Source organism: Pseudomonadota bacterium, assembly GCA_023229365.1.
Taxonomy (GTDB): domain Bacteria; phylum Myxococcota_A; class Polyangia; order JAAYKL01; family JAAYKL01; genus JALNZK01.
Map to the genome: position 1 here is coordinate 62,202 of JALNZK010000008.1, position 26,080 is coordinate 88,281.

At 67.5% G+C, this 26,080-nt stretch carries 23 protein-coding genes; 18 read left to right on the top strand and 5 right to left on the bottom strand.

Features of this window, described 5'->3' with window-relative positions; translation table 11 throughout:
* Positions 1 to 20: 20 nt before the first annotated feature.
* Positions 21 to 458 carry a zinc ribbon domain-containing protein gene (locus M0R80_06740; protein MCK9459320.1) on the bottom strand — a complete coding sequence of 146 codons (438 nt, stop codon included), beginning with the start codon at positions 456 to 458 and terminating at the stop codon, positions 21 to 23.
* 84 nt (positions 459 to 542) lie between these two features.
* Here M0R80_06740 and M0R80_06745 point away from each other — a divergent pair, with 84 nt between their 5' ends.
* Together M0R80_06745 and M0R80_06750 are read left to right on the top strand one after the other, a co-directional pair.
* Positions 543 to 785 carry a type II toxin-antitoxin system Phd/YefM family antitoxin gene (locus M0R80_06745; GenBank protein MCK9459321.1) on the top strand — a complete coding sequence of 81 codons (243 nt, stop codon included), beginning with the start codon at positions 543 to 545 and terminating at the stop codon, positions 783 to 785.
* Positions 782 to 1,045, top strand: coding sequence for a Txe/YoeB family addiction module toxin (locus tag M0R80_06750; GenBank protein MCK9459322.1), 264 nt, complete (start codon positions 782 to 784; stop codon positions 1,043 to 1,045). The genes M0R80_06745 and M0R80_06750 overlap by 4 nt, the downstream gene beginning before the upstream one ends.
* 14 nt (positions 1,046 to 1,059) lie before the next feature.
* Here the strand turns inward: M0R80_06750 and ppdK are convergent, their stop codons facing one another.
* Complete coding sequence (gene ppdK / locus M0R80_06755; GenBank protein ID MCK9459323.1) at positions 1,060 to 4,038, bottom strand: pyruvate, phosphate dikinase; 2,979 nt, start codon at positions 4,036 to 4,038, stop codon at positions 1,060 to 1,062.
* A gap of 106 nt (positions 4,039 to 4,144) precedes the next feature.
* Here ppdK and M0R80_06760 point away from each other — a divergent pair, with 106 nt between their 5' ends.
* From M0R80_06760 to M0R80_06790, 7 genes are read left to right on the top strand one after another with little or no spacing between them, the layout of a single operon-like run.
* A complete protein-coding gene (locus M0R80_06760; protein ID MCK9459324.1) occupies positions 4,145 to 4,318 on the top strand; it encodes a Trm112 family protein in 174 nt (57 codons plus the stop codon).
* A 10-nt stretch (positions 4,319 to 4,328) separates the two neighbouring features.
* Positions 4,329 to 5,291: a hypothetical protein gene (locus tag M0R80_06765; protein MCK9459325.1), complete on the top strand. Its 963-nt coding sequence runs from the start codon at positions 4,329 to 4,331 to the stop codon at positions 5,289 to 5,291.
* Between the two features lie 32 nt (positions 5,292 to 5,323).
* Positions 5,324 to 6,085 (top strand): glycosyltransferase family 2 protein, encoded by a 762-nt coding sequence (locus M0R80_06770; GenBank protein MCK9459326.1) that lies wholly within the window; start codon positions 5,324 to 5,326, stop codon positions 6,083 to 6,085.
* Complete coding sequence (locus tag M0R80_06775; GenBank protein ID MCK9459327.1) at positions 6,078 to 7,331, top strand: glycosyltransferase family 4 protein; 1,254 nt, start codon at positions 6,078 to 6,080, stop codon at positions 7,329 to 7,331. Before M0R80_06770 ends, M0R80_06775 begins: the two co-directional genes overlap by 8 nt.
* A gap of 23 nt (positions 7,332 to 7,354) precedes the next feature.
* Positions 7,355 to 7,561: a hypothetical protein gene (locus tag M0R80_06780; protein ID MCK9459328.1), complete on the top strand. Its 207-nt coding sequence runs from the start codon at positions 7,355 to 7,357 to the stop codon at positions 7,559 to 7,561.
* A gap of 20 nt (positions 7,562 to 7,581) precedes the next feature.
* Complete coding sequence (locus M0R80_06785; GenBank protein MCK9459329.1) at positions 7,582 to 7,914, top strand: DUF1844 domain-containing protein; 333 nt, start codon at positions 7,582 to 7,584, stop codon at positions 7,912 to 7,914.
* Positions 7,904 to 9,019, top strand: a complete 1,116-nt coding sequence (locus M0R80_06790; protein MCK9459330.1) for a trypsin-like peptidase domain-containing protein — start codon at positions 7,904 to 7,906, stop codon at positions 9,017 to 9,019. The genes M0R80_06785 and M0R80_06790 overlap by 11 nt, the downstream gene beginning before the upstream one ends.
* 9 nt (positions 9,020 to 9,028) lie before the next feature.
* On the opposite strand, the gene M0R80_06795 is transcribed toward M0R80_06790, so the two are convergent.
* Together M0R80_06795 and M0R80_06800 are read right to left on the bottom strand one after the other, a co-directional pair.
* Complete coding sequence (locus tag M0R80_06795) at positions 9,029 to 10,258, bottom strand: bifunctional folylpolyglutamate synthase/dihydrofolate synthase (GenBank protein MCK9459331.1); 1,230 nt, start codon at positions 10,256 to 10,258, stop codon at positions 9,029 to 9,031.
* Positions 10,259 to 10,270: 12 nt separating this feature from the next.
* A complete protein-coding gene (locus M0R80_06800) occupies positions 10,271 to 10,906 on the bottom strand; it encodes a Crp/Fnr family transcriptional regulator (protein ID MCK9459332.1) in 636 nt (211 codons plus the stop codon).
* A 192-nt stretch (positions 10,907 to 11,098) separates the two neighbouring features.
* On the opposite strand from M0R80_06800, the gene M0R80_06805 reads away from it, so the two are divergent.
* Both M0R80_06805 and serS read left to right on the top strand, forming a co-directional pair.
* Complete coding sequence (locus M0R80_06805; GenBank protein ID MCK9459333.1) at positions 11,099 to 12,097, top strand: response regulator; 999 nt, start codon at positions 11,099 to 11,101, stop codon at positions 12,095 to 12,097.
* A 9-nt stretch (positions 12,098 to 12,106) separates the two neighbouring features.
* A complete protein-coding gene (serS, locus tag M0R80_06810; GenBank protein ID MCK9459334.1) occupies positions 12,107 to 13,384 on the top strand; it encodes a serine--tRNA ligase in 1,278 nt (425 codons plus the stop codon).
* Positions 13,385 to 13,395: 11 nt separating this feature from the next.
* On the opposite strand, the gene M0R80_06815 is transcribed toward serS, so the two are convergent.
* Complete coding sequence (locus M0R80_06815) at positions 13,396 to 13,890, bottom strand: CarD family transcriptional regulator (protein ID MCK9459335.1); 495 nt, start codon at positions 13,888 to 13,890, stop codon at positions 13,396 to 13,398.
* Positions 13,891 to 14,306: 416 nt separating this feature from the next.
* Here M0R80_06815 and M0R80_06820 point away from each other — a divergent pair, with 416 nt between their 5' ends.
* The 7 genes from M0R80_06820 to M0R80_06850 all read left to right on the top strand — a co-directional run bounded on the left by M0R80_06820 (position 14,307) and on the right by M0R80_06850 (position 25,990).
* Entirely contained in the window at positions 14,307 to 16,028 is a 1,722-nt protein-coding gene (locus M0R80_06820; protein ID MCK9459336.1) for a tetratricopeptide repeat protein, read from the top strand.
* 8 nt (positions 16,029 to 16,036) lie between these two features.
* The gene (locus M0R80_06825) at positions 16,037 to 19,909 is read left to right on the top strand and encodes a tetratricopeptide repeat protein (protein MCK9459337.1); all 3,873 of its coding nucleotides are present in this window, start codon (positions 16,037 to 16,039) and stop codon (positions 19,907 to 19,909) included.
* A gap of 9 nt (positions 19,910 to 19,918) precedes the next feature.
* Positions 19,919 to 21,484 carry a hypothetical protein gene (locus M0R80_06830; protein ID MCK9459338.1) on the top strand — a complete coding sequence of 522 codons (1,566 nt, stop codon included), beginning with the start codon at positions 19,919 to 19,921 and terminating at the stop codon, positions 21,482 to 21,484.
* Between the two features lie 89 nt (positions 21,485 to 21,573).
* Positions 21,574 to 21,828 (top strand): hypothetical protein, encoded by a 255-nt coding sequence (locus tag M0R80_06835; GenBank protein MCK9459339.1) that lies wholly within the window; start codon positions 21,574 to 21,576, stop codon positions 21,826 to 21,828.
* Between the two features lie 145 nt (positions 21,829 to 21,973).
* A complete protein-coding gene (gene hisS / locus M0R80_06840) occupies positions 21,974 to 23,233 on the top strand; it encodes a histidine--tRNA ligase (GenBank protein MCK9459340.1) in 1,260 nt (419 codons plus the stop codon).
* On the top strand, positions 23,230 to 25,014 hold the full coding sequence (locus M0R80_06845; GenBank protein MCK9459341.1) for a hypothetical protein: 1,785 nt from the start codon (positions 23,230 to 23,232) through the stop codon (positions 25,012 to 25,014). Before hisS ends, M0R80_06845 begins: the two co-directional genes overlap by 4 nt.
* Positions 25,015 to 25,126: 112 nt before the next feature.
* Positions 25,127 to 25,990: a DUF488 domain-containing protein gene (locus M0R80_06850; protein ID MCK9459342.1), complete on the top strand. Its 864-nt coding sequence runs from the start codon at positions 25,127 to 25,129 to the stop codon at positions 25,988 to 25,990.
* Positions 25,991 to 26,080: the final 90 nt, after the last annotated feature.

Consider the following 26,080-nt stretch of genomic DNA (forward strand, 5'->3'; position numbering starts at 1 on the left):
GGCAGGGCAAGAAAACGGCCTCAGCGGAGGATCATCGCGATGCCGAGGGCGCCGACCACGAGGAACAGGAGGATCGCGAGGAGGTAGAGCGCGGCCTTCGTCCGCGGGGGGGCGCCGGCGTCCGATTTCGCGGCCGTCGAGGACAGCGCCATCGCCTGCTCGAGCCGCGACGTCATCCGGCCGAGCTGCTCCACCGCGACGGGATCGCCTGGCCCCCGCGCTCGGTACCGCGACGCCGCGTAGGCGGCGAAGCCCGTCGCGATGGCGCGCTCGGTGAACAGCGCGTGGCGCGCCCGCTCGTCCCATCCGGCCTCGACGTGGGCCCACAGCGCCTGGAGCTCCTCGGGCACGCCGGCGGCGAGAGCGGCCGCGTCGAAGCGCTCGAACACGACGCCGCAGCGGGGGCAGGAGTCCGCGCCGTCACGCGGCGTTCCGCATTTGGGGCAGGAGGCTTCCATGCGCAAGGATTATCGCCGCCCCGAAGTGCGTTGACAATGCGTACGTTAATGCGTACGTCTATACTGTCGGGAGGAGGATTCGACATGACGACCAAGACCGCGAGCGAAGCACGGAAGAACCTGTACCGCCTCATGGACGAGGTGGCGGACGATCATGAGCCGGTGCTCATCACCGGGAAGCGCCATAACGCCGTCCTGATGAGCGAGGACGAGTGGCGCGCGATCCAGGAGACGCTGCACCTCGCCGCCATCCCCGGGATGGTCGTGTCGATCCGCAAGGGGATGGGGACGCCGGCAGACGAGATGTCCGAGGAGCCCGGCTGGTGACCTGGAAGATCGTCTTTTCGAAAGCCGCGCAGAAGGACGCCAAGAAGATCGCGCGATCGAACCTCCGCCCTCGCGTCGAGCAGCTCCTCGAGATCCTGCGCGCCGATCCGTACGCGGCGCCTCCGCGCTTCGAGCGGCTCGTCGGCGACCTTACGGGCGCCCTGTCGCGGCGGATCAACGTGCAGCACCGGCTCGTCTACCAGGTCGTCGAAAGAGAGCGCACCGTGAAGGTGCTGCGCATGTGGACGCACTACGAGTGACGTGAGTTGCCGTTCTATCGCTTGCGCGAAGCGGGCTTCTTCGCCTTGGCCTTCGGCGCGGCCTTGCGGGCGACGGGCTTCTTCGAGGAGGCCGCCTTCTTGAGCTGGGGCCTCGCCTTGATGGCGGCCTTCTTCACGGGCTTCGCCTTCTTCACGGGCTTCGCCTTCTTGACGAGCTTCACGACGACCGACCGTTTCGCGGGCTTCGCAGCCTTCGCCTTCTTGCCCGCCTTCGCCTTCGGCTTCGGCGCTGCGGCGGCGATCTTCTTAGCCGGGAACTTGAGCGCTGCCTGCGCCGCGGCGAGGCGCGCGATCGGCACGCGGAACGGGGAGCAGGACACGTAGTCGAGCCCCGCGATGTGGCAGAACTCGACGGACGACGGCTCGCCGCCGTGCTCGCCGCAGATGCCGATCTTGAGCTTCGGCCTCGTGCTCCGGCCCTTCTCGATCGCCATGCGGATGAGCTGCCCCACGCCCTCGCGGTCGAGGATCTGGAACGGATCGGCCGGGAGGATCTTCGCCTGCACGTATTCCGGGACGAACCCGCCGATGTCGTCGCGCGAGAAGCCGAACGTCATCTGCGTCAGGTCGTTCGTGCCGAACGAGAAGAACTCCGCGGTCCGCGCGATGAGATCCGCCGTGAGCGCGGCGCGCGGCACCTCGATCATCGTGCCGTACAGGAACGCCACCTTGTCGATGCCGTACCTGGCGCACACGTCGCGGTGCACGGCGTCGACCAGCGCCTTCTGGTGATCGAGCTCCGAGACCGCGCCCACGACCGGGACCATGATCTCCGGGAGCGCCTCGATGCCGTCGCGCACGAGCTCGGCCGCCGACTCGAGGATCGCGCGGACCTGGGTCTCGCTGATCTCCGGGAAGGTGATCCCGAGCCGCACGCCGCGGTGGCCCATCATCGGGTTCGACTCGTGGAGCGCCTCGGCGCGGTCGTTCAGCTCGTCGAGGCTGATGCCGAGCGACTGGGCCAGCCTCTCGCGCTCGTCGTGCCGCGTGGGGACGAACTCGTGCAGCGGCGGATCGAGGAGGCGGAACGTGACCGGGAGGCCGCCCATCACGGCGAGCGTGTCCTTGATGTCCTTCTTGATGAACGGGTACATCTCGGCGAGCGCCGCGCGCCGCTCGTCCGCGGTCTTGGACACGATCATCTTGCGCAGGAGGAAGAGCGGCTTCTCCGAGTTCTTGCCGTAGAACATGTGCTCGGTCCGGAAGAGGCCGATGCCCTGCGCGCCGAAGCTCCGCGCCCGCGCGGCGTCCTCCGGCGTGTCCGCGTTGGTCCGGATGCCCAGGCGGCGGAACGAGTCCACGATCTCCATGAAGCGGACGAGCCGCGGGTTCTCTGTCGCGCTGATCATCGGAAGCGCGCCGCCGTACACGAAGCCGCGCGTGCCGTTGAGCGTGATCGTCTCGCCGTCGCGGAACGTCCGGCCGCCGACGGTCATCGTCCGCGCGTGGACGTCGACCTGCAGCGCGCCGCACCCCACGATGCAGCACTTGCCCCACCCGCGGGCGACGAGCGCCGCGTGGCTCGTCATGCCGCCGCGCGCGGTCAGGATGCCCTCGGCCGCGCGCATCCCCTCGACGTCCTCGGGGTTCGTCTCCTCGCGGACGAGGATGACCTTCTTGCCGGCCTTGGCCCGCGCGACCGCGTCCTCGGCGGTGAAGGCGATCTCGCCGCAGGCGCCGCCCGGCCCGGCCGGGAGCCCCTGTGCGAGCGGCGCCTGGGCGGCCTCGGCCTTGTGATCCACGATCGGGTGGAGCAGCTCGTCCATCTGCTCGGGGGACACGCGGCCGACGACGTCCTTGTTGGAGATCAGCCGCTCTTCGAGCATGTCCATGGCGATGTTGAGCGCCGCGGTGCCGGTGCGCTTGCCGATCCGGCACTGGAGCATCCAGAGGCGCCCCTCCTGGATCGTGAACTCGATGTCCTGCATGTCGTGGAAGTGGCCCTCGAGGCGGACGCGGATCGCGTCGAGCTCCCCGTACACCTCCGGCATGGCGGTCTCGAGCGACGAGAGGTGCCGGTTCTGCTCGCTCTTCGTCGCCTCGTTGAGCGGGTTCGGGGTGCGGATGCCGGCCACGACGTCCTCGCCCTGCGCGTTGACGAGCCACTCGCCGTAGAACTTGTTCTCGCCCGTGGCCGGGTTGCGGCTGAACGCCACGCCGGTCGCCGAGCTGGCGCCCATGTTGCCGAACACCATCGCCTGCACGCTGACCGCGGTGCCCCACTCGTCCGGGATCCCCTCGATGCGGCGGTACGCGATCGCGCGGCGGCCGTTCCACGACGCGAACACCGCGCCGATGCCGCCCCAGAGCTGCTCGCGCGGGTCGTCGGGGAACTCCTTGCCGAGCACCTCGCGCACGCGGGTCTTGAACCGCTCGGCGAGATCCTTGAGGTCGTCGGCGCTGAGCTCGGCGTCCGACGCCACGCCGCGCGCCTGCTTCAGATCGTGGAGCATCCGGTCGAGCTGCACGCGGATCCCCTTGCCCTCCTCGGGCTCGATCCCGGCGGCCTTCTCCATGACGACGTCGGAATACATCATGATGAGGCGGCGGTACGCGTCGTACACGAAGCGCGGGTTCGAGGTCTTCCGGACGAGGCCCGGGATCGTCGCGCCGCACAGGCCGACGTTCAGCACGGTCTCCATCATCCCGGGCATCGACTTGCGGGCGCCGGAGCGCACCGAGACGAGCAGCGCGTTCTCCGGATCGCCGAACTTCGCGCCCATGATCTTCTCGGTCCGGGCGAGCGCCTTGTCGACCTCGGCCACCAGCGACGCGGGGAACGTGCGACCGTTCTCGTAGTACCAGGTGCACGCCTCGGTCGTGATCGTGAAGCCGGCCGGGACCGGGACGCGGAGCAGCGCCATCTCGGCGAGGTTCGCGCCCTTGCCGCCGAGCAGCTCCTTCATCTTCGCGTTGCCGTCCGCGCTGTTTCCGCCGAACGAATAAACCAGTTTTCCCGCGTTCCTTGGCATGTTCTCCCTCCGGTGTGCCGTCGTACGAGCACCGTGGAATGTACTTGACCCAGAGGAAAAGGTCATAGACCTTCTGAAATTGTTGTCAAACCAAGGAGAGCGGACGATGCCCATTCGCAGCGACCTTCTCGAGATCCTCGCGTGCCCGAAGTGCAAGGGCGCGCTTGAGCAGGTGGAAAAGCCCGAGGGGTTCGGGTGCGCGGCGTGCAACCTGTTCTACAAGGTCGAGGACGAGATCCCGAACTTCCTCATCGAAGAAGCCCAGCCCTGGAAGAAGTAGGAGGTCCGCCGTGCGGCTGCTCCTGATAGGTGCGCTGGTCGCTCTGTGCGCCGCGGCGTGCGGCACGCCGTCACAGGTCGCGTTCGACACCGGCGGGTTGAAATACGAGAGTGGCGGGGTCGGCATCGAGTTCCAGGTTCCGGCGAAGCGCGAGTTCATCGACGGGAAGTGGCGGATCGACAACTGGGAGTACAAGACTTGGCAGGTCTCCTCTACGCGCGGAGGGGAGGTGTCGAGCGAGGCGGTCAGCATGTTCGTCAGGAAGGACGGAAAGCCGTTCGAGGGGACCCTCCGCGTCGACATGGACAACGACGGCCGCGAAGAGGACTACAGCGCGGTCTTCACGGATCTCGAGCTGCGCCACGCCGAGACCGACGGCCGGATCTGGGTGCTCATGCGCGAGCTGCCCGCGCACCGCGCCCAGGTGAAACTCGATGTTTTGATCGACGAATACGCGGAGCGGTTGTCGTTTGAGGAGTACACGCGTGTCGGCCCGTTCGACGTCTGGTTGCTCCCGACGAAAAAGTACGCGGCGCGGGTGATCTCGAAAGAGTCCGTGAAGCTCGGCACTCTCGACGCTGTGGTCGCGACCATTGAGATCGCGAACCTCGCGCAGCTTCAACTCGATCCGCAGAGCCGCATGGGGTTTGTCCGCGTGCTCATGGTGCGCGTGCCCGGGTTCGAGTCGAATGTGATAAAGAAGAGGGCTTTCGCCCCCTTCGAGCGCTCGAACACCGGCCTCCTCGTCGTCGGCTACTACGACTCCACCGCCTACTTCGAGAAGGGGCTCGCCGACTTCGAGGCGTTCCTCGGGCAGTTCACGGTGAACGGCAAACCGGTGACCGTCGAGCGCACCGCACCTCCGGCGGATCCGGCGCTGCGGCCCCCGGCGCCATCGGAACCTCCGGCGTCCACCGAGTCCACTCCGTCCACCGAGTCCACTCTGTCCACTCCGCCCACCGGAGCCCCCTAGTTCCCCAGGCCCCAGCGTGGTATAGAGCCGCGATGCTCGAGGGCAAGACGATCGCGGTCGTGGTGCCGGCGTACAACGAGGAGCGGCTCGTCGCGCGGGCGGTCGCGCAGATCCCGACGTTCGTGGATCACGTGATCGTCGTCGACGACGCGAGCACCGACGGGACGGTCGCGGCGCTCGCCGCCGTGTCCTCGCGGCCGGGCTACGAGCTCCTTCGGCACGCCGAGAACCGGGGCGTGGGCGGCGCCATCGTCACCGGCTACGAGCGGAGCCTCCAGCTCAGCGCGGACGTCGCGGTCGTCATGGCCGGCGACGCGCAGATGGATCCCTCGGATCTGCCGCGCCTCGTCGCGCCCGTCGTCGCGGGCGACGCGGACTACGCCAAGGGAGACAGGCTCTCGTGGCCCGGCGTCTTTCGCGCGATGCCGCTCGCGCGCTTCCTCGGCAACCACGCGTTCACCTGGCTCACGCGGCTCAGCTCGGGCTACCGCGGCGTCCGGGACTCGCAGTGCGGCTACACGGCGATCGGGCGGGGCGCCCTCGCGCGCCTCGATCTCGCGTCGGTCCACACACGGTACGGCTACCCGAACGATCTCCTCGCGCACCTCCGCGCGTTAGGGGCGCGGCTCGCCCAGGTCCCGGTGCGGCCGATCTACGGCGAGGAGGTCTCCGGCATCTCCTGGTTCACGGCGCTCATCCGCGTCCCGCTCGTCCTCGCGCGCTCGTTCCTGCGGCGCAAGGCGCTCGCGGCGAAGAACCGCTCGATCGTGCTCGAGCCGGCGCGGCGTGCGTAAACGCCCGACGGATCGGCCGCGGCGCATCGGCGTCGTCACCACCTCGTTCCCGCGGTGGCCCGGCGATCCGGCCGGCGCGTTCGTGCTCGGGCTCGCCGCCGCGCTCTCGCGCCGCGGCCACGAGGTCGAGGTCGTCGTGCCCGAGCCCCGCGAGCGGCCGGCGTGGGGCGACTGTGAGCCGTGGCTCCGCGGGATCCGCGTGCGCGCCGTCCCGTACGCCCGGCCCCGCCGGCTGCAGGCGCTCTTCTTCGGCGCCGGCGTGCCCGACAACCTGGCCCGGAGCCCGGCGCTCGCCGCGCTCGCGCCGCTCGCCGTCGCCGCGCTCGGGGCGGCCGTCCGATGGCGCGCGCCGTCCTGGGACGCGGTCGTGAGCGAGTGGCTGATCCCCTCCGGGCTCGCGGTCGCCGCGCTCGGCGCGCGGAGGCCCGCGCACCTCGCGATCGCCCACTCCGCAGACGTGCACCTCCTCGGGCGGCTCCCGTTCGGGGGCGCGATCGCCGCGCGGCTCGCGGATCGCGCGGAGCGGATCGGGTGCGTCGCAGACGCGCTGCGCGCCGAGCTCGCCAGAATCCTCGGGCCGGAGCGGGCCGGCCGGCGCACGGAGAAGCTCGTCGTCATGCCGATGGGGATCGATCCCGAGGCGCTCGCCCCCGCGCGGGAGCGGGAGGCCGTGCGCGCGGAGCTCGGGATCGAGGGGTTCTCGGTGCTCCTCCTCGGCCGGCTGGTGCCCATCAAGGGCGCGGACCTCCTGATCGACGCCGTCGGCCCGGGGACGCGGACGACGATCCTCGTGGCGGGCGACGGGCCGGCCCGATCCGGGCTCGAGCGGCGTGCCCGCGAGCGGGGCGTCCCGGCGCTGTTCCTCGGGACGGTCGACGAACGGCGGCGCGCGGAGCTGCTCGCGGCGTGCGACGCCGTGGCGGTACCCTCCCGCGTGCTCGAGAACGGACGCCACGAGGGGCTGCCGCTCGTCGTGCTCGAGGCGATGTGGGCCGGCGCGCCGGTCGTCGCGTCCGACAGCGGCGGCATCCGGGAGATCGTCCGGGACGGCGAGACCGGGCTCCTCGTCCCGGCGAACGACGCAGCGGCGCTCGCCCGCGCGCTCGAGCGGCTCCGGGGCGATCCCGGGCTGCGCGCCCGGCTCGCGGCGGCCGGGCGAGAGGCGGCCTCGACGCGGACATGGGAGGCGCTCGTCCCGGCGTTCGAGGAGGCGCTCCGCTTGACACGAACCCACTCGACCATATAGTGGGCGCGAACGGAGGTACACGGATGGATCCTCGTGAATGGATGTTCGACAAGCGCGTCTTGCGGCGCAACCTCGACAAGGGCGCGCTCACCTGGAAGGCCTACAAGGAGTACCTGAAGGGGCTCGACGACCAGGAGGCCGGCGCCGACACGCTCGAGATCGAGTCGCGGGCGCGCGCCGACGGGGCGGCCGACGGCCGCGACGCGGGGAGGTCGGGCGCCCTCGAGTAGGGCGGCCGACGGGGGAGTCGATGGAAGAAGAGAGCAAGAAACGCATCGCCGGGGAGGGCGCCGACGCGGACGCCGATCCCGCGGTCCCGATCGACTTCACGACCTTCATCTTCTCGCTGAGCTCGTCCGCCGCGATCCACCTCGGGCTCGCCCCGCACCCGGAGCGCACGGACTGCTGCGAGAACCTGCCGATGGCCAAACAGACCATCGACATCCTCGTCCTGCTCCAGGAGAAGACCCGCGGGAACCTGACGGGCGAGGAGGAGCGCATGCTCGCGGACATCCTCTACAACCTGCGGATGGCCTACGTCGACGCGGTCGCCAGGTGCGGGTGTGCCTCGCATGGGGCCTAGGGGCCACACGGTCCTCACCGCCTTCTTCCTCCTCTCGGCAGCGTGCCGTTCCGTGACCGAGACGTCCCCGCCGCCGCCATCGACCCCCGGCGCGCCCGCCCCGCAGGAGCCGGTCGTGAAGGTCGTCTACCCGAACGTGCCCGGCTCGTTCGTCGCCTCGGTCAAGCGGTTGAAGCCGTCGGTGGTGAACATCTTCACGGCGCAGATCGTGAGGGATCGCAGCCCGTTCGGCGTCCCCGGGTTCGAGGATCTCTTCGGCACGCACCGCGAGCGGATCCAGCGCTCGCTCGGTTCGGGGTTCATCGTGGACTCCCAGGGGTACGTGCTGACCAACTTCCACGTCGTGCAGGGCGCCGCGGAGATCCTCGTGCAGCTCGAGGACGGCCGCGAGCTCGCGGCCCAGCCCGTCGGCGCCGAGCCCGGAATCGACGTGGCGCTCCTGCACATCCAGGCGGCGCGGCTCTCCCCCGTCGCCCTCGGCGATTCGGACGCGCTCGAGGTCGGCGAGTGGGTCCTCGCGATCGGCAACCCGTTCGGGCTCTCCCAGACGGTGACGGCGGGCATCGTGAGCGCCAAGGGGCGGGCCTCGCGCGAGATCGGCATGGGCGAGCGCGGGTACCAGAACTTCATCCAGACCGACGCCTCGATCAACCCGGGCAACTCGGGCGGCCCGCTCGCCGACGTGAACGGCGACGTCATCGGGATCAACACGGCGATCGCCGCGGCCGGGCAGGGGATCGGCTTCGCGGTGCCGATCAACATGGTCAAGCCGATTTTGCCGCAGCTCAAGAGCACCGGCCGCGTGGTCCCAGCGTGGATCGGCGTCGGGATCCGCGAGCTCGACCCCGCGGCGGCGAAGAGGATGGGCGTCGGCGGCGGGGTGCTCCTCACCGAGGTGTTCGACGACGGTCCCGCCGCGCGCGCGGGCCTCAAGTCCGGGGACGTGATCGCGCGCTTCAACGGGGCGGAGGTCCACGGCGTCGCGGAGCTCGCGTGGATGACGAACACGGCCGGCGTCGGGAACGACGTGGCGCTCGGCGTCTTCCGCGGGGGCCGCGAGATCGCGGTCACCGTGACGGTCGAGGCGAAGCCGTTCACCCGCTAGACGGGGATCCTACAGGCCGATCGGCGCGTCGGCGCGCACGCCCAAGAGGACGCGCCGCGCCTCGGCCACGGTGAACAGCGATCCGGTCACCAGCACCGCCCCGCCTCGTGGCGCGAGCGCGCGGCACCGTTCGAGGCCGGACCGCACGTCGGGCGCGACGGTCGTCCCGGGTCGCGCGGCGTGCGCCGAGGGATCGAACGCCCTCGCGAGCGGCGGCGGCACGAGCACGAGCGGGCATCCGAGCGGGGCGAGCAGATCGAGCATCGCCGAGACGGGCTTGTCGCGGCACGCGCCGAACAGGATCGCGTCCACGCGCTGACCGCGCTCCTCGAGCGCCGCGACGAGGGCCGCCATAGCCTCCGCGTTGTGGGCCCCGTCGAGGACGTGCAGCGGCCGCCCGGGGATCTCCTCGTAGCGGCCCGGCCAGATCGCGGTCGACGCCGCCCGCGCGAGCGGGGCCTTCGAGAGCCTCGGATCCTCGCGGCCGAGGACGTCGCACACCGCGCCCGCGACCGCGGCGTTCTCCCGCTGGTGCCGGCCGGGCCAGGGCAGCGCGAGGCCGTCGTCGACCGCGAAGTCGCGGCCGCAGAGCTCGACCGGGGCGCCGACCGAGGCCGCGACGCGCTCGACCTCGGCCAGCGCCTCCGCGCCGAGCGGCCCGACCACCAGCGGGATCCCCGGCCGGGCGACGCCGGCCTTCTCGCGCGCGACGTGGGCGAGCGTTGGGCCGAGCCACGCGGTGTGGTCGAGGCCGATCGAGGTGATCGCCGTCACCGCGGGTGCCGCCACCGAGGTGGCGTCCAGCCTGCCGCCGAGGCCCACCTCGAGCACGGCGAGCTCGACCGCGCGCTCCGCGAAGAGGCCGAGCGCCGCGACGGTCGTCGCCTCGAAGAAGGTGAGCGGGAGGCACAAGGGCGGATCGGTCAGCGCGAGGGCGCGCGCGAGGTGCGGCGCGAGCTCACACGAGTCGATCTCGGCGCCGTTCACGCGGAACCGCTCCGTGTAGCGGTGGAGGTGCGGCGACGTGAACAGCCCCGTGGAGAGGCCGGAGGCGCGGGCGCAGCCCTCCACGAGCACCGCGACCACACCCTTGCCGTTCGTCCCGGCGATCTGCGCGCATCGCAGACCGCGATCCGGAGCGCCGATTCCGTCCGCCGCGGCGCGCACCCGATCGAGCCCGAGCTCGATGCCGCGGGTTCCGAGCGCGTAGACCCGTGAGAGGAGGGAGGCGTAGTCCATGGGCGGCAAGCCCTACTTGTACTGATCCTTGAGCTTCAGGAACTGCAGGAAGTCGTCGATGTCCTCGACCTTGGAGATGACCCAGGTGCCGTCCTCCAGCGCGACGAAGCCGGCGTTGACGAGCCGCAGCATGATGTCCTCGACCTCGGCGGGCTCGAGTCCGACCTGCTCGGCCATCTCGTTGAAGTCGGTCCTGAATCGCACCGCGCCTTCCCGGTTGTCGTGTATCCGGACGAGCCGCTTCAGGTTCTCGATCACGCGCTCCTTGGCGTCGCGGTAGAGGAGGACGCGGATCAGCGCGTCCGCCGACTCGAGGCGCCGCGCGAGCTTCCGGATGAGGCGCAGGGCGATCTCCGTGTTGTGGACGATCATCTCCTCGAGCACGCGGACACCGACGACGAGCAGCTCCGCGTCCTCCTGGACGGTCGCCGTCGCGGAGCGCGGCTGATCCGTCAGGATGGACATCTCTCCGACGAACTCGCCTGGCCCGAGGATCGCGAGCGTCTTCTCGACGCCCCTGGACTCCACCGCGATGCGCACCGAGCCGGAGCGGACGACGAACATCTCCGCGCCCTTCTCTCCGGTGGTGAACAGCACCTCTCCGGCCTTTGCGTTCTTCCCGTATTTCGCGAATAAAGGATCGCTCATCGTCTCCTCCGCGCCCGAAGTGAGCGCAGTATAGCAGAAAGGGGCGCTCGATTCGTCTTTTGTGCTCCGCGACGAGCGGACATCAAACTGCGGGGCCATGGCGTCGCTTTGTTGACGCTAGAGTGCCGTTGCGTTTAGGATTTGACGACCGTTTGCGAACGCGACCGGGGGTCGTGTGCGAAGGAGGGCTCCTTGCAGAAGAAAACGATCCTGTTCGTCGACGACAGCGCGACGATGCGCACCATCGCCGAGAAGACGTTCTTCGCCGAGCCCTTCGACGTCGTCACGGTGCCGTCCGGCGAGGCGGCGATCGCGAAGTTCAAGGAGGTGCGCCCGAGCGTCGTGCTCGTCGACGCGGGGATGGCCGGGGTGAACGGCTACGACGTCTGCAAGGCGATCCGGGAGGACGCGGTCGCCGGGAAGACGCCCGTGATCATCATGAGCGGCGTCTCGATGCCGTACGACGAGGGTCGCGGCCGCGACGTCGGCGCGACGGAGCACGTCAAGAAGCCGTTCGACACGGCGAAGCTCATCGAGCGCGTCGTCGAGCTGTCGAAGGCCGCCCCCGGGGCGGACGAGGTGGAGGCGATACCGCTGCAGCCCAAGCCCGCACCGGCGCCGAGCTTCCAGCCGGCCGCGCCCAAGCCGATCGCCCCGCCGATGGCGCCGGCCGCGCTCAGGGCGCCGATCCGCCCGGTGTCGCCGCCCGCAGCGGCGCCCAAGGTGGCGGCCCACTCCCAGATCAAGGAGACCATGGAGTTCGGCCGGGCGATGAGCCTCCAGGCCGCGCAGAAGGCCGCCGAGCCGGAGGTCAAGCCGATCGAGATCTCCCCGCCGACGCACACCGAGACCGCGCAGTTCCAGGTCGGAACGCTCGCGGAGCTCGCGCAGATGGACGCCTCCGGGCGCAACGTCCGGCCGGAGCCGGCGGCGGACGCGATCGAGCTGAAGCCCGCGGCCCCGGCTCCGAGGGCCGAGCCGAGCCAGGCCGTGACCGCGGCGGTTCGCGAAAAGGCGCGCGCCGTCGCCGAGCGGGTCGCCGCACAGTCGGGGGCCGACCTGACACCCGATCAGGTGGCCGCCCTGCAGCGGCTGAGCGCCGACGTCATCGAACGCGTGGTGTGGGAGGTCGTGCCGGATCTCGCCGAGGCGATCATCCGAGAGCAGATCGCGAAGCTCCTCCAGAAGTGAGCCCCCAAGATGCTCGACATCCAGAGAATCCGGAGTGAAACCGATGCGGTGAAGCGCGGCCTCGGGACCGTCGGGGTCGCGCCCGACGCGATCGACCACGTCCTCTCGCTCGACGGCAGGCGGCGCGATCTGCAGCGCGAGGGGGACGCCCTGCGCGCCGAGCTGAACACGAAGTCGAAGGAGATCGGCCGCGAGCGGGATCCCGAAAAGCGGAAAGCGCTGATCGACGCCGTCGCCGCCGTGAAGCGTGGGATCAAGGAGAACGAGGCCGCGGTGCCCGAGGTCGAGAAGGAGCTCAACGATCTCCTGCTGTCGATCCCCAACGTGCCGCTTCCGGAGGTGCCGATCGGCCCGGACGAGACGCACAACGTCGTCGTCGAAGAGCGCGGGCAGGAGCCCGCCTTCGATTTCGAGCCGAGGCCGCACTGGGAGATCATGGAGCGCCTCGGCATCATCGACTTCGAGCGCGGGCAGAAGGTCTCCGGCTCCCGCTTCTACTTCCTGTGCGGCGAGGGCGCCCGGCTCCAGCGGGCGCTCATCACGTGGATGCTCGACGTGCACACGCGCGAGCACGGCTACACGGAGCTCTACTCGCCTATCATGGTGCGCGCCGAGTGCCTCTACGGCACGGGGAACCTCCCCAAGTTCGGCGACAACCTGTACCACGACGCCGAGGAGGACTACTGGTTCATCCCCACCGGCGAGGTCCCGGTGACGAACTACTACCGCGACGAGATCCTCGACGGCGCGCTGCTTCCGCGCAGGCACGTCACGTACACGCCGTGCTTCCGCCGCGAGAAGATGAGCCACGGCAAGGACACGCGGGGCATCAAGCGCGGCCACCAGTTCGACAAGGTCGAGCTCGTGCAGTTCGTGCGCCCTTCGCTCGGGCGGGCCGCGCTCGACGAGCTGACCGGGCACGCCCAGCGGCTGCTCGAGCTGCTCGGGCTCAGGCACAGGAAGGTCATGATCTGCTCGGGCGACCTCTCGTTCGTCGCCGCCATGAAGTACGATCTCGAGGCGTGGTCTCCGGGGAGCGGCGAGTGGCTCGAGGTCTCGAGCTGCAGCCTGTTCGAAGACTATCAGGCCCGCCGCGCGCGGATCCGGTTCAAGGACGAGGACGGCAAGAACCGGTTCGTCCACACCCTGAACGGCTCCGGGCTCGCGCTACCTCGCGTCCTGATATCGTTGATCGAGACCTACCAGCGGGCGGACGGGTCGGTCATGGTGCCCGAGGTGATCCGCCCGTACATGGGCGGTCTCGAGCGGCTCGCGCCCAAGCGCTGATCGAGCGCCGCTCACGCGAACATGGTCTGGATATCCTTCTCCACCGTCTCCTCCTTCTTTCCCAGCGAGAGGCCGAGCTCGGTGACGAGCAGTGACCTCGCGGTGTCCAGGAGGCGTCGTTCGCCGAAGGAGAGATCCTTGTCGGACTTCAGCCGGTACAGATCCCGCAGGACCTTGGCGACCTCGAAGGGCGAGCCGCTCTTGAGCATCTCCATGTATTCGCGGTAGCGGCGGTTCCAGGGCTGCGTCTTCACCGCGACGTCGTCCGACTTCAGGATGTCGAGCACCTTCTTCGCGTCCTTGCGCGAGATGACCGGCCTGAGCCCCGCCGCGGCGGCGGTCTCGGTCGGCACCATGATCTTCATACCATTCTCGAGGACCTTGAGGATGTAGAACGAGCGCTCCTTGCCGCCGAGCGAGCGCGTCTGGATGTCGGTGACCTCCCCCACGCCGTGCGCCGGGTAGACAGCCTTGTCGCCGATCTTGAAGGTCTGACTGACTGCCATGAGCCTCGTGTTCCTCGCGCTGGAAGCGATCATGTCCGCGGTTTCAGACGCGACGGCGAAAGACCGGCCGCACCTGCGGAGCAGCTTTCATAGCACGGCAAGCGGAGTAGGTCAATGTGCGTTATTATTAGTTTCGGATTTTCCGATAACGATAATATGTATATGAAATGTTGTTTTGCGTTATTCGTTCGCACTCGAAACCAAATAATATATTCGGCGCCTTTCCACGAAAATGTTTATGTATAACAGTTTATAAATAGCTTGACTTTTTCGAAAGGGCTCAATAACATACGCGCCAACGTGTCATCTAACATATCGAAATTCCTATTCAATTCGGGCTTTGCCCGGATGGGAAAAAGCAGAGCGAAAAACCAGAGTCGGGCGGCATGAGTGCTGCCCGAACGAAGGGGATGGCCATGATAAAACACGGTTTGCTCGCCAGCTCGTTGACGCTCGTTGTCGTCCTCTCTTTCGGCACGAACGCCGGGGCGCAGGACATGGTTTTCTCGACGACGGACACAGGCGAAGTCGCCGCTCCGCCGCCCCCGCCGGCCGGCCCGCCGAGCGAAGCGCTCGCCAATGCGCTGCGACTGTACCAACAGGAGCATTACGCGCAGGCGGCCGTGCAGTTCCAGCGGATCGTCCAGGGTGAGACCGGCGACCAGCCTGCAAACGTGCAGAAGGCGCAGTTCTTCCTCGGGAAGTGCTTCTACCACCTCGGTTTCTATCAGTCGGCGCTCGGCGTCTTCGAGGAGATCGCGCTGATGTCGACCGGGCACCTGTACTTCCAGACGACCCTGCAATGGCTCGCGCAGCTGTCCCGCGAGCTCCCGGAGCCCGCCGGCATCATCGGCCTCGTCGGCCGCTACGGCGACTCGGTCTCCGTCCTGCAGGAGTTCAACAAGGCCGAGACCAAGGACCTGTACAACGAGCTCCTGTATCTCATGGGCCGCTACTGGTACCAGCAGGGCGAGTTCGCCAAGTCGCGCGACTTCTTCATGGGGATCGACCGCAACCACGAGCTCTACGTCAGCGCCGTCTTCTTCGCCGGCATCACGTTCGTCCGCGAGCGCCAGGCGCAGCCGGCCGCCAAGACGTTCCTTTCGATTGTCGACAAGTATGAAGACATCATCTTCCTCTCGGACGAGGAGGAGCGGTTCCTCAACCTGGCGTGGCTGTCGCTGGCCCGCATCTACTACTCGACGAAGCACTGGGACAGCGCGGTCGAGGCGTGGAACCGGATCCCGCAGTCGTCGGAGTACTACCTCGACGCGCAGTTCGAGGAGTCCTGGGCGTTCTTCCAGGTCGACCAGTACGACCGCGCCCTCGGCAACATCCACACGGTCAACTCCCCGTACTTCGAGGAGTCGTTCTACCCCGAGTCCACGATCCTGAAGGCCGTCATCTACTTCGATCAGTGCCTGTACGACGACGCGCAGATCACGGTCACCGAGTTCACGAAGAGGTACGAGCCCATCAACGCCGAGCTGCAGCGGGCGCTCGCGCAGTTCCAGGACAACCAGCAGTTCTTCAAGTTCCTCCGCGAGCTGCAGCGCATGAGCGAGGAGGGCGAGCTCCAGGACGCGGTGTCCGAGGCCAAGGTGTCCGTCGGCACGGACGGGGTCTCCGGGGGCGCGTCGGCCGCGCCGCCGAAGACGATCATGGGCTTCTCGCCGCAGATGCTCGCCGTCATCAAGGGCGCCCTCGACGACCGCACGCTCCTGCGGAACCTCGAGTACGTCGAGCTCCTCGAGGGCGAGGAGAAGAAGCTGCAGGCGATGCCGCCGCAGTTCGCGCAGGCCGCGGCCGGGCAGCGCATCCTCCAGGACATCCAGACCGCCAAGACCGTCGCGGTCGACAACACGGGCAACCTGGCGCGCTCGCGCTACGAGCGGCTCCTCACCGAGATCCAGGACCTCCTCAACCAGACGACTCGTATCGAGATCGAAATCCTCAAGGCGCTGCGCGGCGAGCTCGACCTCGAGATCCAGACCGAGCAGGAGGCCACCGGCCCGGTGGTCCAGCAGGCCGAGATCGAGAGCGACGCCGAGCACGTGATCTGGCCGTTCGAGGGGGAGTTCTGGCGCGACGAGCTGGGCTACTACAGGCAGCCGGTCGCGAGCCGTTGCGGAAGGTAAAGGAGGAGATGATGCGGAAACTCGGTCGCTTCTGTGTCGCTGGAATCGCCCTGTCTTTCCTCTTGCCGGCGGGGGTGCAGGTCGCCGCGGCGGCGGGTCAGCCCGCCGCGATCACGGAGGAGAAGTGCATCCCGACGGCCATCGAGGAGAAGGTGACGACCTGCCCCGGCGGCTTCAAGATGGGAACGTTCAGCGGCAAGCCGAAGGCGAAGGTCGGGACCAGCACCAAGGAAAAAGAGGTGAAGAAGGAGACCGGTCCGAGCGGGCCGGGGCTCGCGGCGAACTTCGTCCAGAACATCACCGAGTCGGCGTTCAAGCGCAAGCGCGAGGCCAAGAAGGTCGACATCCTGAAGAAGGAGATCGAGCTCATCAAGCGGCTCGCCAAGCAGACGCCGAACGACAACCCCGAGAAGGGCGAGATCCTGAAGCGGCTCGCCGACGCGTACAAGGAGATGTACGACCAGTACAATTTCATGGCGCGCGGGCTCGAGGAGAAGATCTTCCAGACGAAGGACAAGGCGGCGAAGGCCAAGTTCAAGGCGCAGCAGAAGGGCCTCGACGACATGGCCACCGGATTCCGCGAGGAAGCCATCAAGGCGTACGTCGAGATCCGGAACAACTTCCCGGACTACCCGGACTACGACGAGATCCTCTTCGCCATCGCGTACGAAATCGATCAGATGGCGAACGAGCTCGACGATAAGCAGAAGGACAAGAAGGGCGCCTTCCGCGAGCGCGCCCGCATCTTCTACCAGGAGCTCATCCGGAACTACCCGCGGTCCAAGTTCATCCCGCACTCGTGGATGGCGTTCGGCGAGTTCTACTTCCAGGAGGCGCACGACGTCGAGCGGGCCATGAAGGCCTACGAGAAGGTCGTCGAGTGGGGCGAGGAGAACAACCCCAACTACGTCGTCGCAATGTACTACCAGGCGTGGTGCCTGTTCAACCTGCAGGAGTACAAGACCACGATCAACCAGTTCAACAAGGTGATCCAGTACGCCGGCGAGAACCTGGAGAACAAGGAAGCCCAGGTCGTCGCGAAGCGGGCCCGCATCGAGATGGTGGATCCGTTCTCGAAGATCGGGAACCCCGAGCAGGCGTGGCAGTTCTTCCAGAAGGTCGGCGGGGGGCAGGCGCACCAGATGCTCGAGAAGCTGGCCAACCTCTACTACGACGACGGCCACTGGGCGGACGCGGTCATCGTCTTCCACCAGCTCGAGAAGCTGGAGATCGAGAACTTCAGGAAGAACGGCGGCGACGACCTCTGCTACTTCCAGACCATGGTCACCAACGCCGTGATCAGCTCGTCGCCCAAGGACAAGCAGGTCGAGGAGGTCACGCGGCAGATCGCGCTGTCGAAGAAGTTCGAGTCGGAGAAGCACGACGCCGCGAAGATCAAGAAGTGCCAGCAGGACACGATCTCGTTCGCGTGGGATCTCGCGACGCAGTGGCACCTCGAGGCGGTGGGCAGCGAGTCGGCCCCGGGCACCAAGGACCACGGGACGATGAAGCTGTGCATCTCGATGTACGACGAGCTGCTCAAGCAGTACCCCAACCTCGACACCCTCCAGGTCGAGGGGTTCGACGAGAGCACGAAGCCCACGAAGTACCGCGTCGCCTACTACAAGGCCGAGCTGTACTGGCACATGGAGGACTGGGCGAACTGCGCCCCGGCGTTCGACGCCGTCGTCGACATGGATCCCACGGGCGTCTACACGTCGGACTCCGCGTACGCGGCGGTCCTCTGCTACAACAAGATCTATGTCGCCAAGCGCTCCGGCGACGACCGGTCGAGGACCCACAAGCTCAAGAGCGACACCGGGAACAAGGTCTGCGACAAGGCGTGCAAGAAGTGCAAGACGGACTGCAACAAGAAGAAGACCGCGGACGAGAAGAAGGCCTGCATGAAGGTCTGCGACGAGGGCGAGCGGATCGTCCTCGCGCCGCGCGAGCTCACCGACCTCGAGAAGGGCACCCTCAAGTCGTATGATCGTTATGTTTGTTACGTGAACGAGGGCGAAGATCTCATCTCCATCAAGTACCGGCGGGCGCGCATCTACTACGAGGCGAACATGTTCGCCGAGTCCGCGACGCTGTTCTACGACATCGCCGTCAACCACTCGGACGCGGAGGTGGGCATCTACGCCGCGAACCTCTACCTGGACAGCCTGAACGCCCTCGGGAGCATGGTCGAGAAGCCGATCCCGTCCTGCTACGACGACCTGGCGTCGGCGGTCGACGTGTTCATCGACACCTCGAAGAAGCCGGGCTCGAACCTCATGAAGGACGAGGAGTTCGCGGGGCAGATCAAGTCGCTGAAGGTCGGCGTGCTCCGCAAGAAGGCCGAGTCGCTGACGACGCGCGGCAGGTTCAAGGAGGCCGCCGAGATCTACCTCACGATCTACCGCGAGTTCACGGGCGTCTACGACGACCGCGGCATGTGCGAGGTGCTCTTCAACACGGCAATCAACCTCGAGTCCGCGCGCCTCGTGATGTCGGCCATCAAGGTGCGCGAGAAGATGATCAAGGAGTACCCGAACTGCGAGCACTCCAAGCGGGCCGCGTACTTCATCGGGGAGAACTACCACGCGCTGCAGTCGTTCTCCCAGGCGGCGGACAACTACGTCGCCTTCGCGAAGAAGTACCCCGGCGAGCCGGAGGCGCCCACCGCGCTCGGGAACGCCGTGATGTTCTACATCGGCCTCGGCAAGACCGACGACGCCTTCAAGACGGTCTCCCTGTACGAGAAGAACTACGGCGGCCGGCACGTCGAGGACACGGCGACGGTCGTGTTCAGCGCCGGCTACATCCACATCAACGAGAAGGACTGGGAAGCCGTCCGCAAGTGGTACACGAGCTACCTGAAGAAGTACGCGAAGGCGAAGCTGCTCGACGAGCAGATCCAGGCCAACGTCTTCATCGCGGACACGCACTGGAACGCGAAGAAGCAGAACACCACGGAAGCGATCAAGTTCTACAAGAAGGCCGAGCAGCTCTTCGACAAGGGCGGCATGGACAAGGTCACCGACCCGACGCGCAAGGCGAACATGCTGATCGCGGCGGCGAAGGCGAAGTACTACATCGCCGAGGTGAAGTACCGGGAGTTCGAGAAGGTCGAGTTCCCCGAGTTCGTGGGGCAGCGCAAGGTGCCGGACAAGATCTACAACTGGTGGAAGAAGGAGCAGGGTCCGGCGAAGGTCACCGAGATCGAGAAGTGGAACAAGGACAGGCGGCGCCTCGCCCGCTGGGGCTACTGGGACGAGGGCAAGCCGGTAAAAGAGCAGATCAAGGATGTTAAGAAAGAGGAGAAGAAAGAGGCGTTGGACATGCAGTTCGCCTACTGGGCCAAGACGGACCTCGGCCCGTGGATGGAGAAGAAGAGCAAGCTCATGACCGAGGCGACCGACCTCTTCACGGCCGTCGCCGCCGTGCACGTGCCCGAGTGGGAGATGGCCGCCGCGGCGCGCGCGGGCGACATGCAGTTCCAGTTCATGACCGCGATCTACGACTCGCCGCTCCCGCCGTCTTTCAAAGGCGACCAGGAGCTGACGGACATCTACCGGACGACGATGGACGAACGGGCGGAGCCGTACCGCACCGGCTCGATCAAGGCGTTCGAGTACTGCCTGAACATCTCGACGAAGGTGCGCTGGTTCAACGAGAACTCCCTGCGCTGCGAGCGGGAGCTGAACAAGCTCGAGCCGCGGCAGTACCCGATCTCCGAGGAGACGCGCGTCGAGCCGAAGTTCACGTTCAACTACTGGGCGGCACCGGACCCGGTGCTGGAGCTCGAGACCGACGCGCAGAAGCGCGACAAGGCGCTCACCGCGTCGGCTGAGGCGATCGGTGACGAAGGCGGCGACGCCGCGAAGGCGGAGTAGGAGGCGACCATGAACGGGAACAGCAAAAACATCATGCGCGTTGCTGGGATTCTCGCGGCTGCCTTCGCGATAGGCTGCGGCGGCGCCAAGGGCGCCGGCGGCGGCAAGGGCGGCGGAGAGCCCCAGGTCGGGGAGGACGGGAAGCCGATCATCACCCAGGAGGCCCGCGAGGACTTCGACAAGATCGTCGTGAAGTACAAGGAGGCGGCGAAGGCCGGGTGGACCGAGGGGAGCTGCGACTCCGTGGCCAAGAAGTTCGCGAAGATCGCGGAGGCGCACGGGGACATGGCGGAGGCCATGTACAACGTCGGCGCCGTCTACAGGAACTGCAAGATGAAGGACAAGGCGATCGACGCGTTCAAGGCGACGCTCGCCAAGCACCCGAAGCACCAGCTGTCGCTCACGCACCTGGCGGTCTACGACCTCGAGGCCGGGAAGGAGGCCGACGCGGAGGCGAAGCTGAAGGACGCGATCATGGCCGGGCGCAACACCCTGGAGGCGGTGCCCGCCTACACGGTGGCCGCGACGATGCTGCGCGCGCGCGCGGTGAAGGGCGACCAGGAGGCCTGGAAGAAGGCGCAGACCAACCTGCGGACGGCGCTCGCCATCGACAACAAGTTCATGCCCGCGCTCTACCAGCTGACGATGCTCTACTACGACATCGCGGTCGGCCTGAAGAAGCCGTCGTACCTCACGCTCGCGTCGCTCGTCTTCGCGCAGGCGCAGAAGCTCGACCCGGAGTTCGCGCCGATCTACCACGCGCTCGGGCTCATCGACATGGAGAAGAACGAGCTCGTCGAGGCGAACAAGGCGTTCGAGCTGGCCTTCAAGAAGGACCCGAACATGTTCGAGGCCTACATGAGCTTCGCCGCCATCAACCTGAACTTCCGCGGCTACGACTCGGCGAAGATGGCGTTCGAGAAGGCGATCGCGCTGCGGCCGACCAACTACGAGGCGCACATGGGCCTCGGCGTGGCGGCCCGCGGGCTGGGCGACTTCGCGCTCGCGCGCACCGAGTACAACAAGTGCGCCGAGCTCGAGCCCGCGCGCACGGACTACCTGTTCAACCTCGCGCTCCTGACGATGGACTACGAGAACGACGGCACGCCGGCCGGGTTCCAGAAGGCCCAGAAGGCGTTCGAGGACTTCATGGCCAAGGCCACGGAGGAGCACAAGAAGGATCCGGACGGGGCCAAGGGGCCGAAGCTCTCCCTGTACGAGAAGGCGAAGCGGCGGATCGAGACGTGCAAGAAGGCCGTCATCCAGATCGCGGAGGCCGAGAAGGAGATGGCGGAGCTCAAGAAGCTCCAGGACGAGCAGGCGAAGGCCCAGAAGGATCTCGAGGAGCAGATGAAGAAGGCCGCCGAGCTCGCCAAGCAGGAGGAGTCGGGCGCCGCGGCGCCGGGCGGAGGCGAGGCCGTGGACGAGGCGGCGATCGAAGCCGAGCTCGAGGCGGAGGCGGCGGACGCCGAGGCCAAGGCGAAGGCCGAGGCCGACGCGAAGAAGGCCGAGGACGCTCCCGCGGAGGGCGAGGCGGCCGACGAAGAGAAGAAGGACGCGCCGAAGCTCGACTAGGAGCTCGGAGGCGGAACCGAGGTGACCGAGACGGGTGTGGGACGGCGGTTGGCGATTTTCTCCGGGCGGTCCGGAGGGGAGGATAGAAGATGAAACGGCTCGCGGGTTTCATGATAGGTTGCGCGTTGGTGGCGTTCGCCGGGGTCGCGCTCGCGCAGGGTCCGGGCGGCGTCCAGTACGCGGAGAAGACCGAGTACACGTTCGACGACGACGTCGTCACCGGCGACCTCGTCCGCCCGGACGGAGAGCTGACCGTCGTCCGCAAGAAGGGGAAGCAGCGCAGCCTGATCAAGGTCCGGCAGCACTTCATCCCCGAGATGCTCAAGTCGGTCGAAGACATCTGACGGCGCCGCGACCGCTCCGCCGGCCCTCCGACCGCGTCCGGCGGCCGAGGCGATGCCCGCGCCCCTTGCCGACAGCCGACAACCCGGTCCCCTGCGTGGCGTTCCCGCATTGACACTGAGGTGCTCCCTGCTAGAGTCTCCGCCCATGAACCAGCTCAGATCCGTCAAGGGGATGCACGACGTCCTGCCCGAGGAGATGCCGAAGTGGCACTTCCTCGAGGACACGTTCAGGCGCCTCACGGGTCTCTACGGATACCGAGAGATCAGGACCCCGGTGCTGGAGCCGCTCGAGCTGTTCGTCCGCGGGATCGGCGAGGCGACGGACATCGTGGAGAAGGAGATGTACGCCTTCGAGGACAAGGGGGGCGACCGGCTGGCGCTCCGTCCCGAGGGCACGGCGTCTGTGATCCGCGCGTTCGTCCAGCACGGGATGCAGGCGCGCGAGCCCGTGTCGAAGCTCTACTACATCGGCCCGATGTTCCGCCGCGAGCGCCCGGCCAAGGGCAGGTTCCGCCAGTTCTACCAGGCGGGCGCGGAGCTGCTCGGGGCGGCGGAGCCGGCGGCCGACGCCGAGATCATCGACATGGCCACGCGCTTCCTGTCGGCGCTCGGGATCGCGGACGTGAGCGTCCAGCTGAGCAGCCTGGGCGATCGGGAGTCGCGGCTCGCCTACCGCGGCGCCCTCGTCGAGTGCATCGAGAAGCGCCGGGAGGAGCTCTGCGGCGACTGCGTGAGGCGCCTCGCCGTGAACCCGCTCCGGATCCTCGACTGCAAGGTCGAGTCGTGCAGGGCCGTGGCGGCCGACGCGCCCTCCGTGATGGACTACCTGTCCGGGGACGCCGCGCGGCATTTCGCGGAGCTGTGCGCCGCGCTCGAGCGCTTCGGGACGCCTTTCGAGGTGGCCCCGCGGATGGTGCGCGGGCTCGACTACTACACGCGGACCATCTTCGAGATCCAGGGCAGATCCGAGGCGCTCGGCGCCCAGGCGACGCTCGTCGGCGGCGGGAGGTACGACGGCCTGGTGTCCGAGCTCGGCGGTCCCGCGACGCCCACGATCGGGTTCGCCTTCGGCCTCGAGCGGCTCCTCCTGATGCTCGGTGACGCCGCGGCCCCGGACGCCCGCCGGCCGATCTTCGTCGCCGGCGTGGGGGAGGGCGGCGTCGACCGTGCGCACGATATCGCGAGGACGCTGCGCGCGGCCGGGTGCCCGGTCGAGGTGGCCTACGCCGCGGCGAGCCTCAAGTCGCAGCTCAAGCGCGCGGACCGCGTCGGCGCGCGCGGGGTGGTGATCGCCGGGGAGGACGAGGCGTCGCGGGGGGCCGTCACCTGGCGCGACATGCGCGACGGGACCCAGGTCGAGCTCCCCGTCTCGGAGCTCGCGGCGCGAGCCGAGGCCCTGCGGTGAACACTCGCGCTCGAACGAGCGGAGCTCTGGTGCTCCTCGCGCTCCTCGCCTCGACCTCCTTCGCGGCGGCGGAAGAGGAGGGTGTCGCCGCGCAGGAGGAGACCGCGAAGCGCCCGCCCGTCGGCGCGAGCGGCATCGAGCTCAAGGAGCTCGAAGAGGACTACACGCCCGAGGTCAAGAGGTTCACGATCCCGCCGTACTACCAGGAGAGGTCGGAGCGGGTGACGTTCCGGACGCTGTTCCCCCTGTTCTTCTTCCGCGAGCGTCAGGGCGAGGGGGCGCGGACCGATCTCGGGGTCATGCCGTTCTACTGGCGGTACCGGGAGGGGCCGGCGTCGGCCGACGTGTACTTCCCGTTCTACTGGCGGTTCCGGGATCCGGCCTACGAGACCGACATCGTCCTGCAGACCTACCTGAACCGGAGCGCGCACGGGTTCAACTTCGGGTTCGCGCCGCTCTTCTTCTTCGGCAAGGACGACGAGAAGAGCACGAGGTACCAGGTCGTCCCGCCGCTCTACTGGAACTTCCAGAAGGCCGACGGCGGGTTCCTGCTCGCGGGGATCTACTACGACCACCGGAAACGGGGGGACTACGATCGCGGCGTCCCCCCGCTGTTCTTCGCCGGGAGGAACCGCGACGAGACGTACCTGCTCGTGCTCCCGCCCGTGTTCTGGCGCTTCACCGACGAGGTGGCCTACGAGACGGTCACCGTGGTGCCGCCGTTCTTCTTCAAGACCAGGGAGACCGGCTGGAGCGTCGGGCTGCTGCCCATCCTCTACTTCGCGCACGACGAGAACTGGGCGCGCGTGCTCGTCGCGCCGTTCTACTACGGCAGCCGCTGGGGCGAAGGGCGGAGCTATTACATCCCGCCGCTGCTCACGTACTACAGGAAGAGCCCGACGCTGTCGCAGGGCGGCGTGGCGATCTTCTACCACTGGTACGAGAGCGAGGGCGACTACCTGCGGATGTACTCGCCCCTCGCCTGGACCTTCGGCAACAGGCGCTCGGACGAGAAGAACCTCCTCGTGCCGCCGCTCTACTACCGCGGCACCTCGCCGGTCTCGGACGACACGATGGTCGGGCTCGTCTACTGGAACTTCCACGATCACTACAAGGAGCGGACCTTCGCGATCGCTCCGCTGTTCGCGTACAACACGAGCCTCTACGAGGAGCGCTGGAGGACCTGGGTGGCGCCGACGTTCGACATCGGCAAGAAGCCCGACGGCTACCACGTCCGCCTGCACCCGGTGTTCTACCTCGGCAAGGACAAGCGGAGCAGCCACTTCGTGCTCGCGCCGATCGTCTGGAGCTTCCTCGACGACGAGGACCGGAACACCGTGGTGTTCCCGCTCTGGTGGAACTTCGTGGACCTCGAGCACAAGCAGGTGGACCGCGTGGTCTTCCCGTTCTGGTGGCAGTTCGACGATCTCAAGCGCTCCAACTACAAGCGGGCGGTGTTCCCGTTCGTCTGGGACCTGCACAACGTGAAGGACAAGGAGCGCACGACCGTCGTCGTCCCCGCGTTCTGGCGCGATCGGGATCCCCGCAGCACGATGACCGGCGTCCTCAACGTCGTCTGGCACGAGGGCGCGATCAAGGGGAACAGGTTCTGGACCTTCCAGCTCTTCCCGCTGCTCGCCCTCGGGCACCCGCCCGCGCCGGACGGCGCGTACTGGTCCTTCCTCGGCGGGCTCGCGGGGTGGCGGCGTCAGGGGATGACGAAGGAGCTCAAGATCCTCTGGATCCCCTTCGACGTGAGCGACTACGAGGAAGAGCCCTGAGCTGCACTTCTGGCCGCCGGGCTTCCCAAGAGATTGAGATCGCCCGGGCGGTCCTCGATCTCGATCCGAACTTACCTGGTGTGCAACCGCAGAATGGAGGTATAGAAAGCACATGCTCTCCCGGCAGCGCGTGCTCCTCTACCTGCTTGAAACTGCCGGTGGGCGCGTCGATCACCTGCACGCCACGAAGCTCGCCTTCTCCCTGAAGCACGACACCGCGAGCCGGGGGGGCGATGCGTTCTACGATTTCCTGCCGTACAAGTTCGGGCCGTTCTCCTTCGCGCTGTACCAGGAGGCGGGCAAGCTCGGGCAGGCAGGGCTTCTCACAGACGAAGGCAAACGGTGGAAGATCTCAGACGAAGGCAAGAAGCAGATTGGGGATCTGCCTTCTGACGTGAAGCGCGATGCAGACGAGGTGGTGACGAAGCTCGGACGCCTGTCGTCGGACGCACTGCTGCGCACGGTCTATGCTCGCCACCCTTGGTTCACGATCTTGAGCGAGGTGACGCGCAAAGAACGTCGCCCGGTGGCGGAACCCGCCGTCTACACCGCAGGCTACGAAGGGCTCTCCGTGGACGCGTTTCTCGATCGACTGCTGCGCCGCGGCATCGAGCGCGTCATCGACGTCCGGAACAATCCTGTGGCGCGGAGGTACGGATTCCACCGCCGTACGTTGCAAAGCCTGTGCGACAAGCTGGGTGTCGAATACCGTCATTTCCCCGAGCTTGGGATCCGTTCCGAAGACAGGCAGACGCTGGAGACCTCGGAAGACTACGACGTTCTATTCAAGGCCTACGAGCACAGGATTGCGCGTTACGATTCGGCCTCGGTCCGTGAGGTCGCGCTCTTGATGCGCGAGAAGCCGAGCGTCTTGCTCTGTATGGAAGCGGATCCCGCACGATGTCACCGAACTCGCCTGGCGCGAGCCGTGGAGTCGTTGATCTCTCTTCCGGTGAGCGATCTCGGGGTGCAATGAACGTCGCCAAGATCACCCGAACGAGGAAGAGCCCTGAGCTGCTCTTCCGTCCGACACCGGAGCCATACGCACTCTCGCATTGGTGGTAGT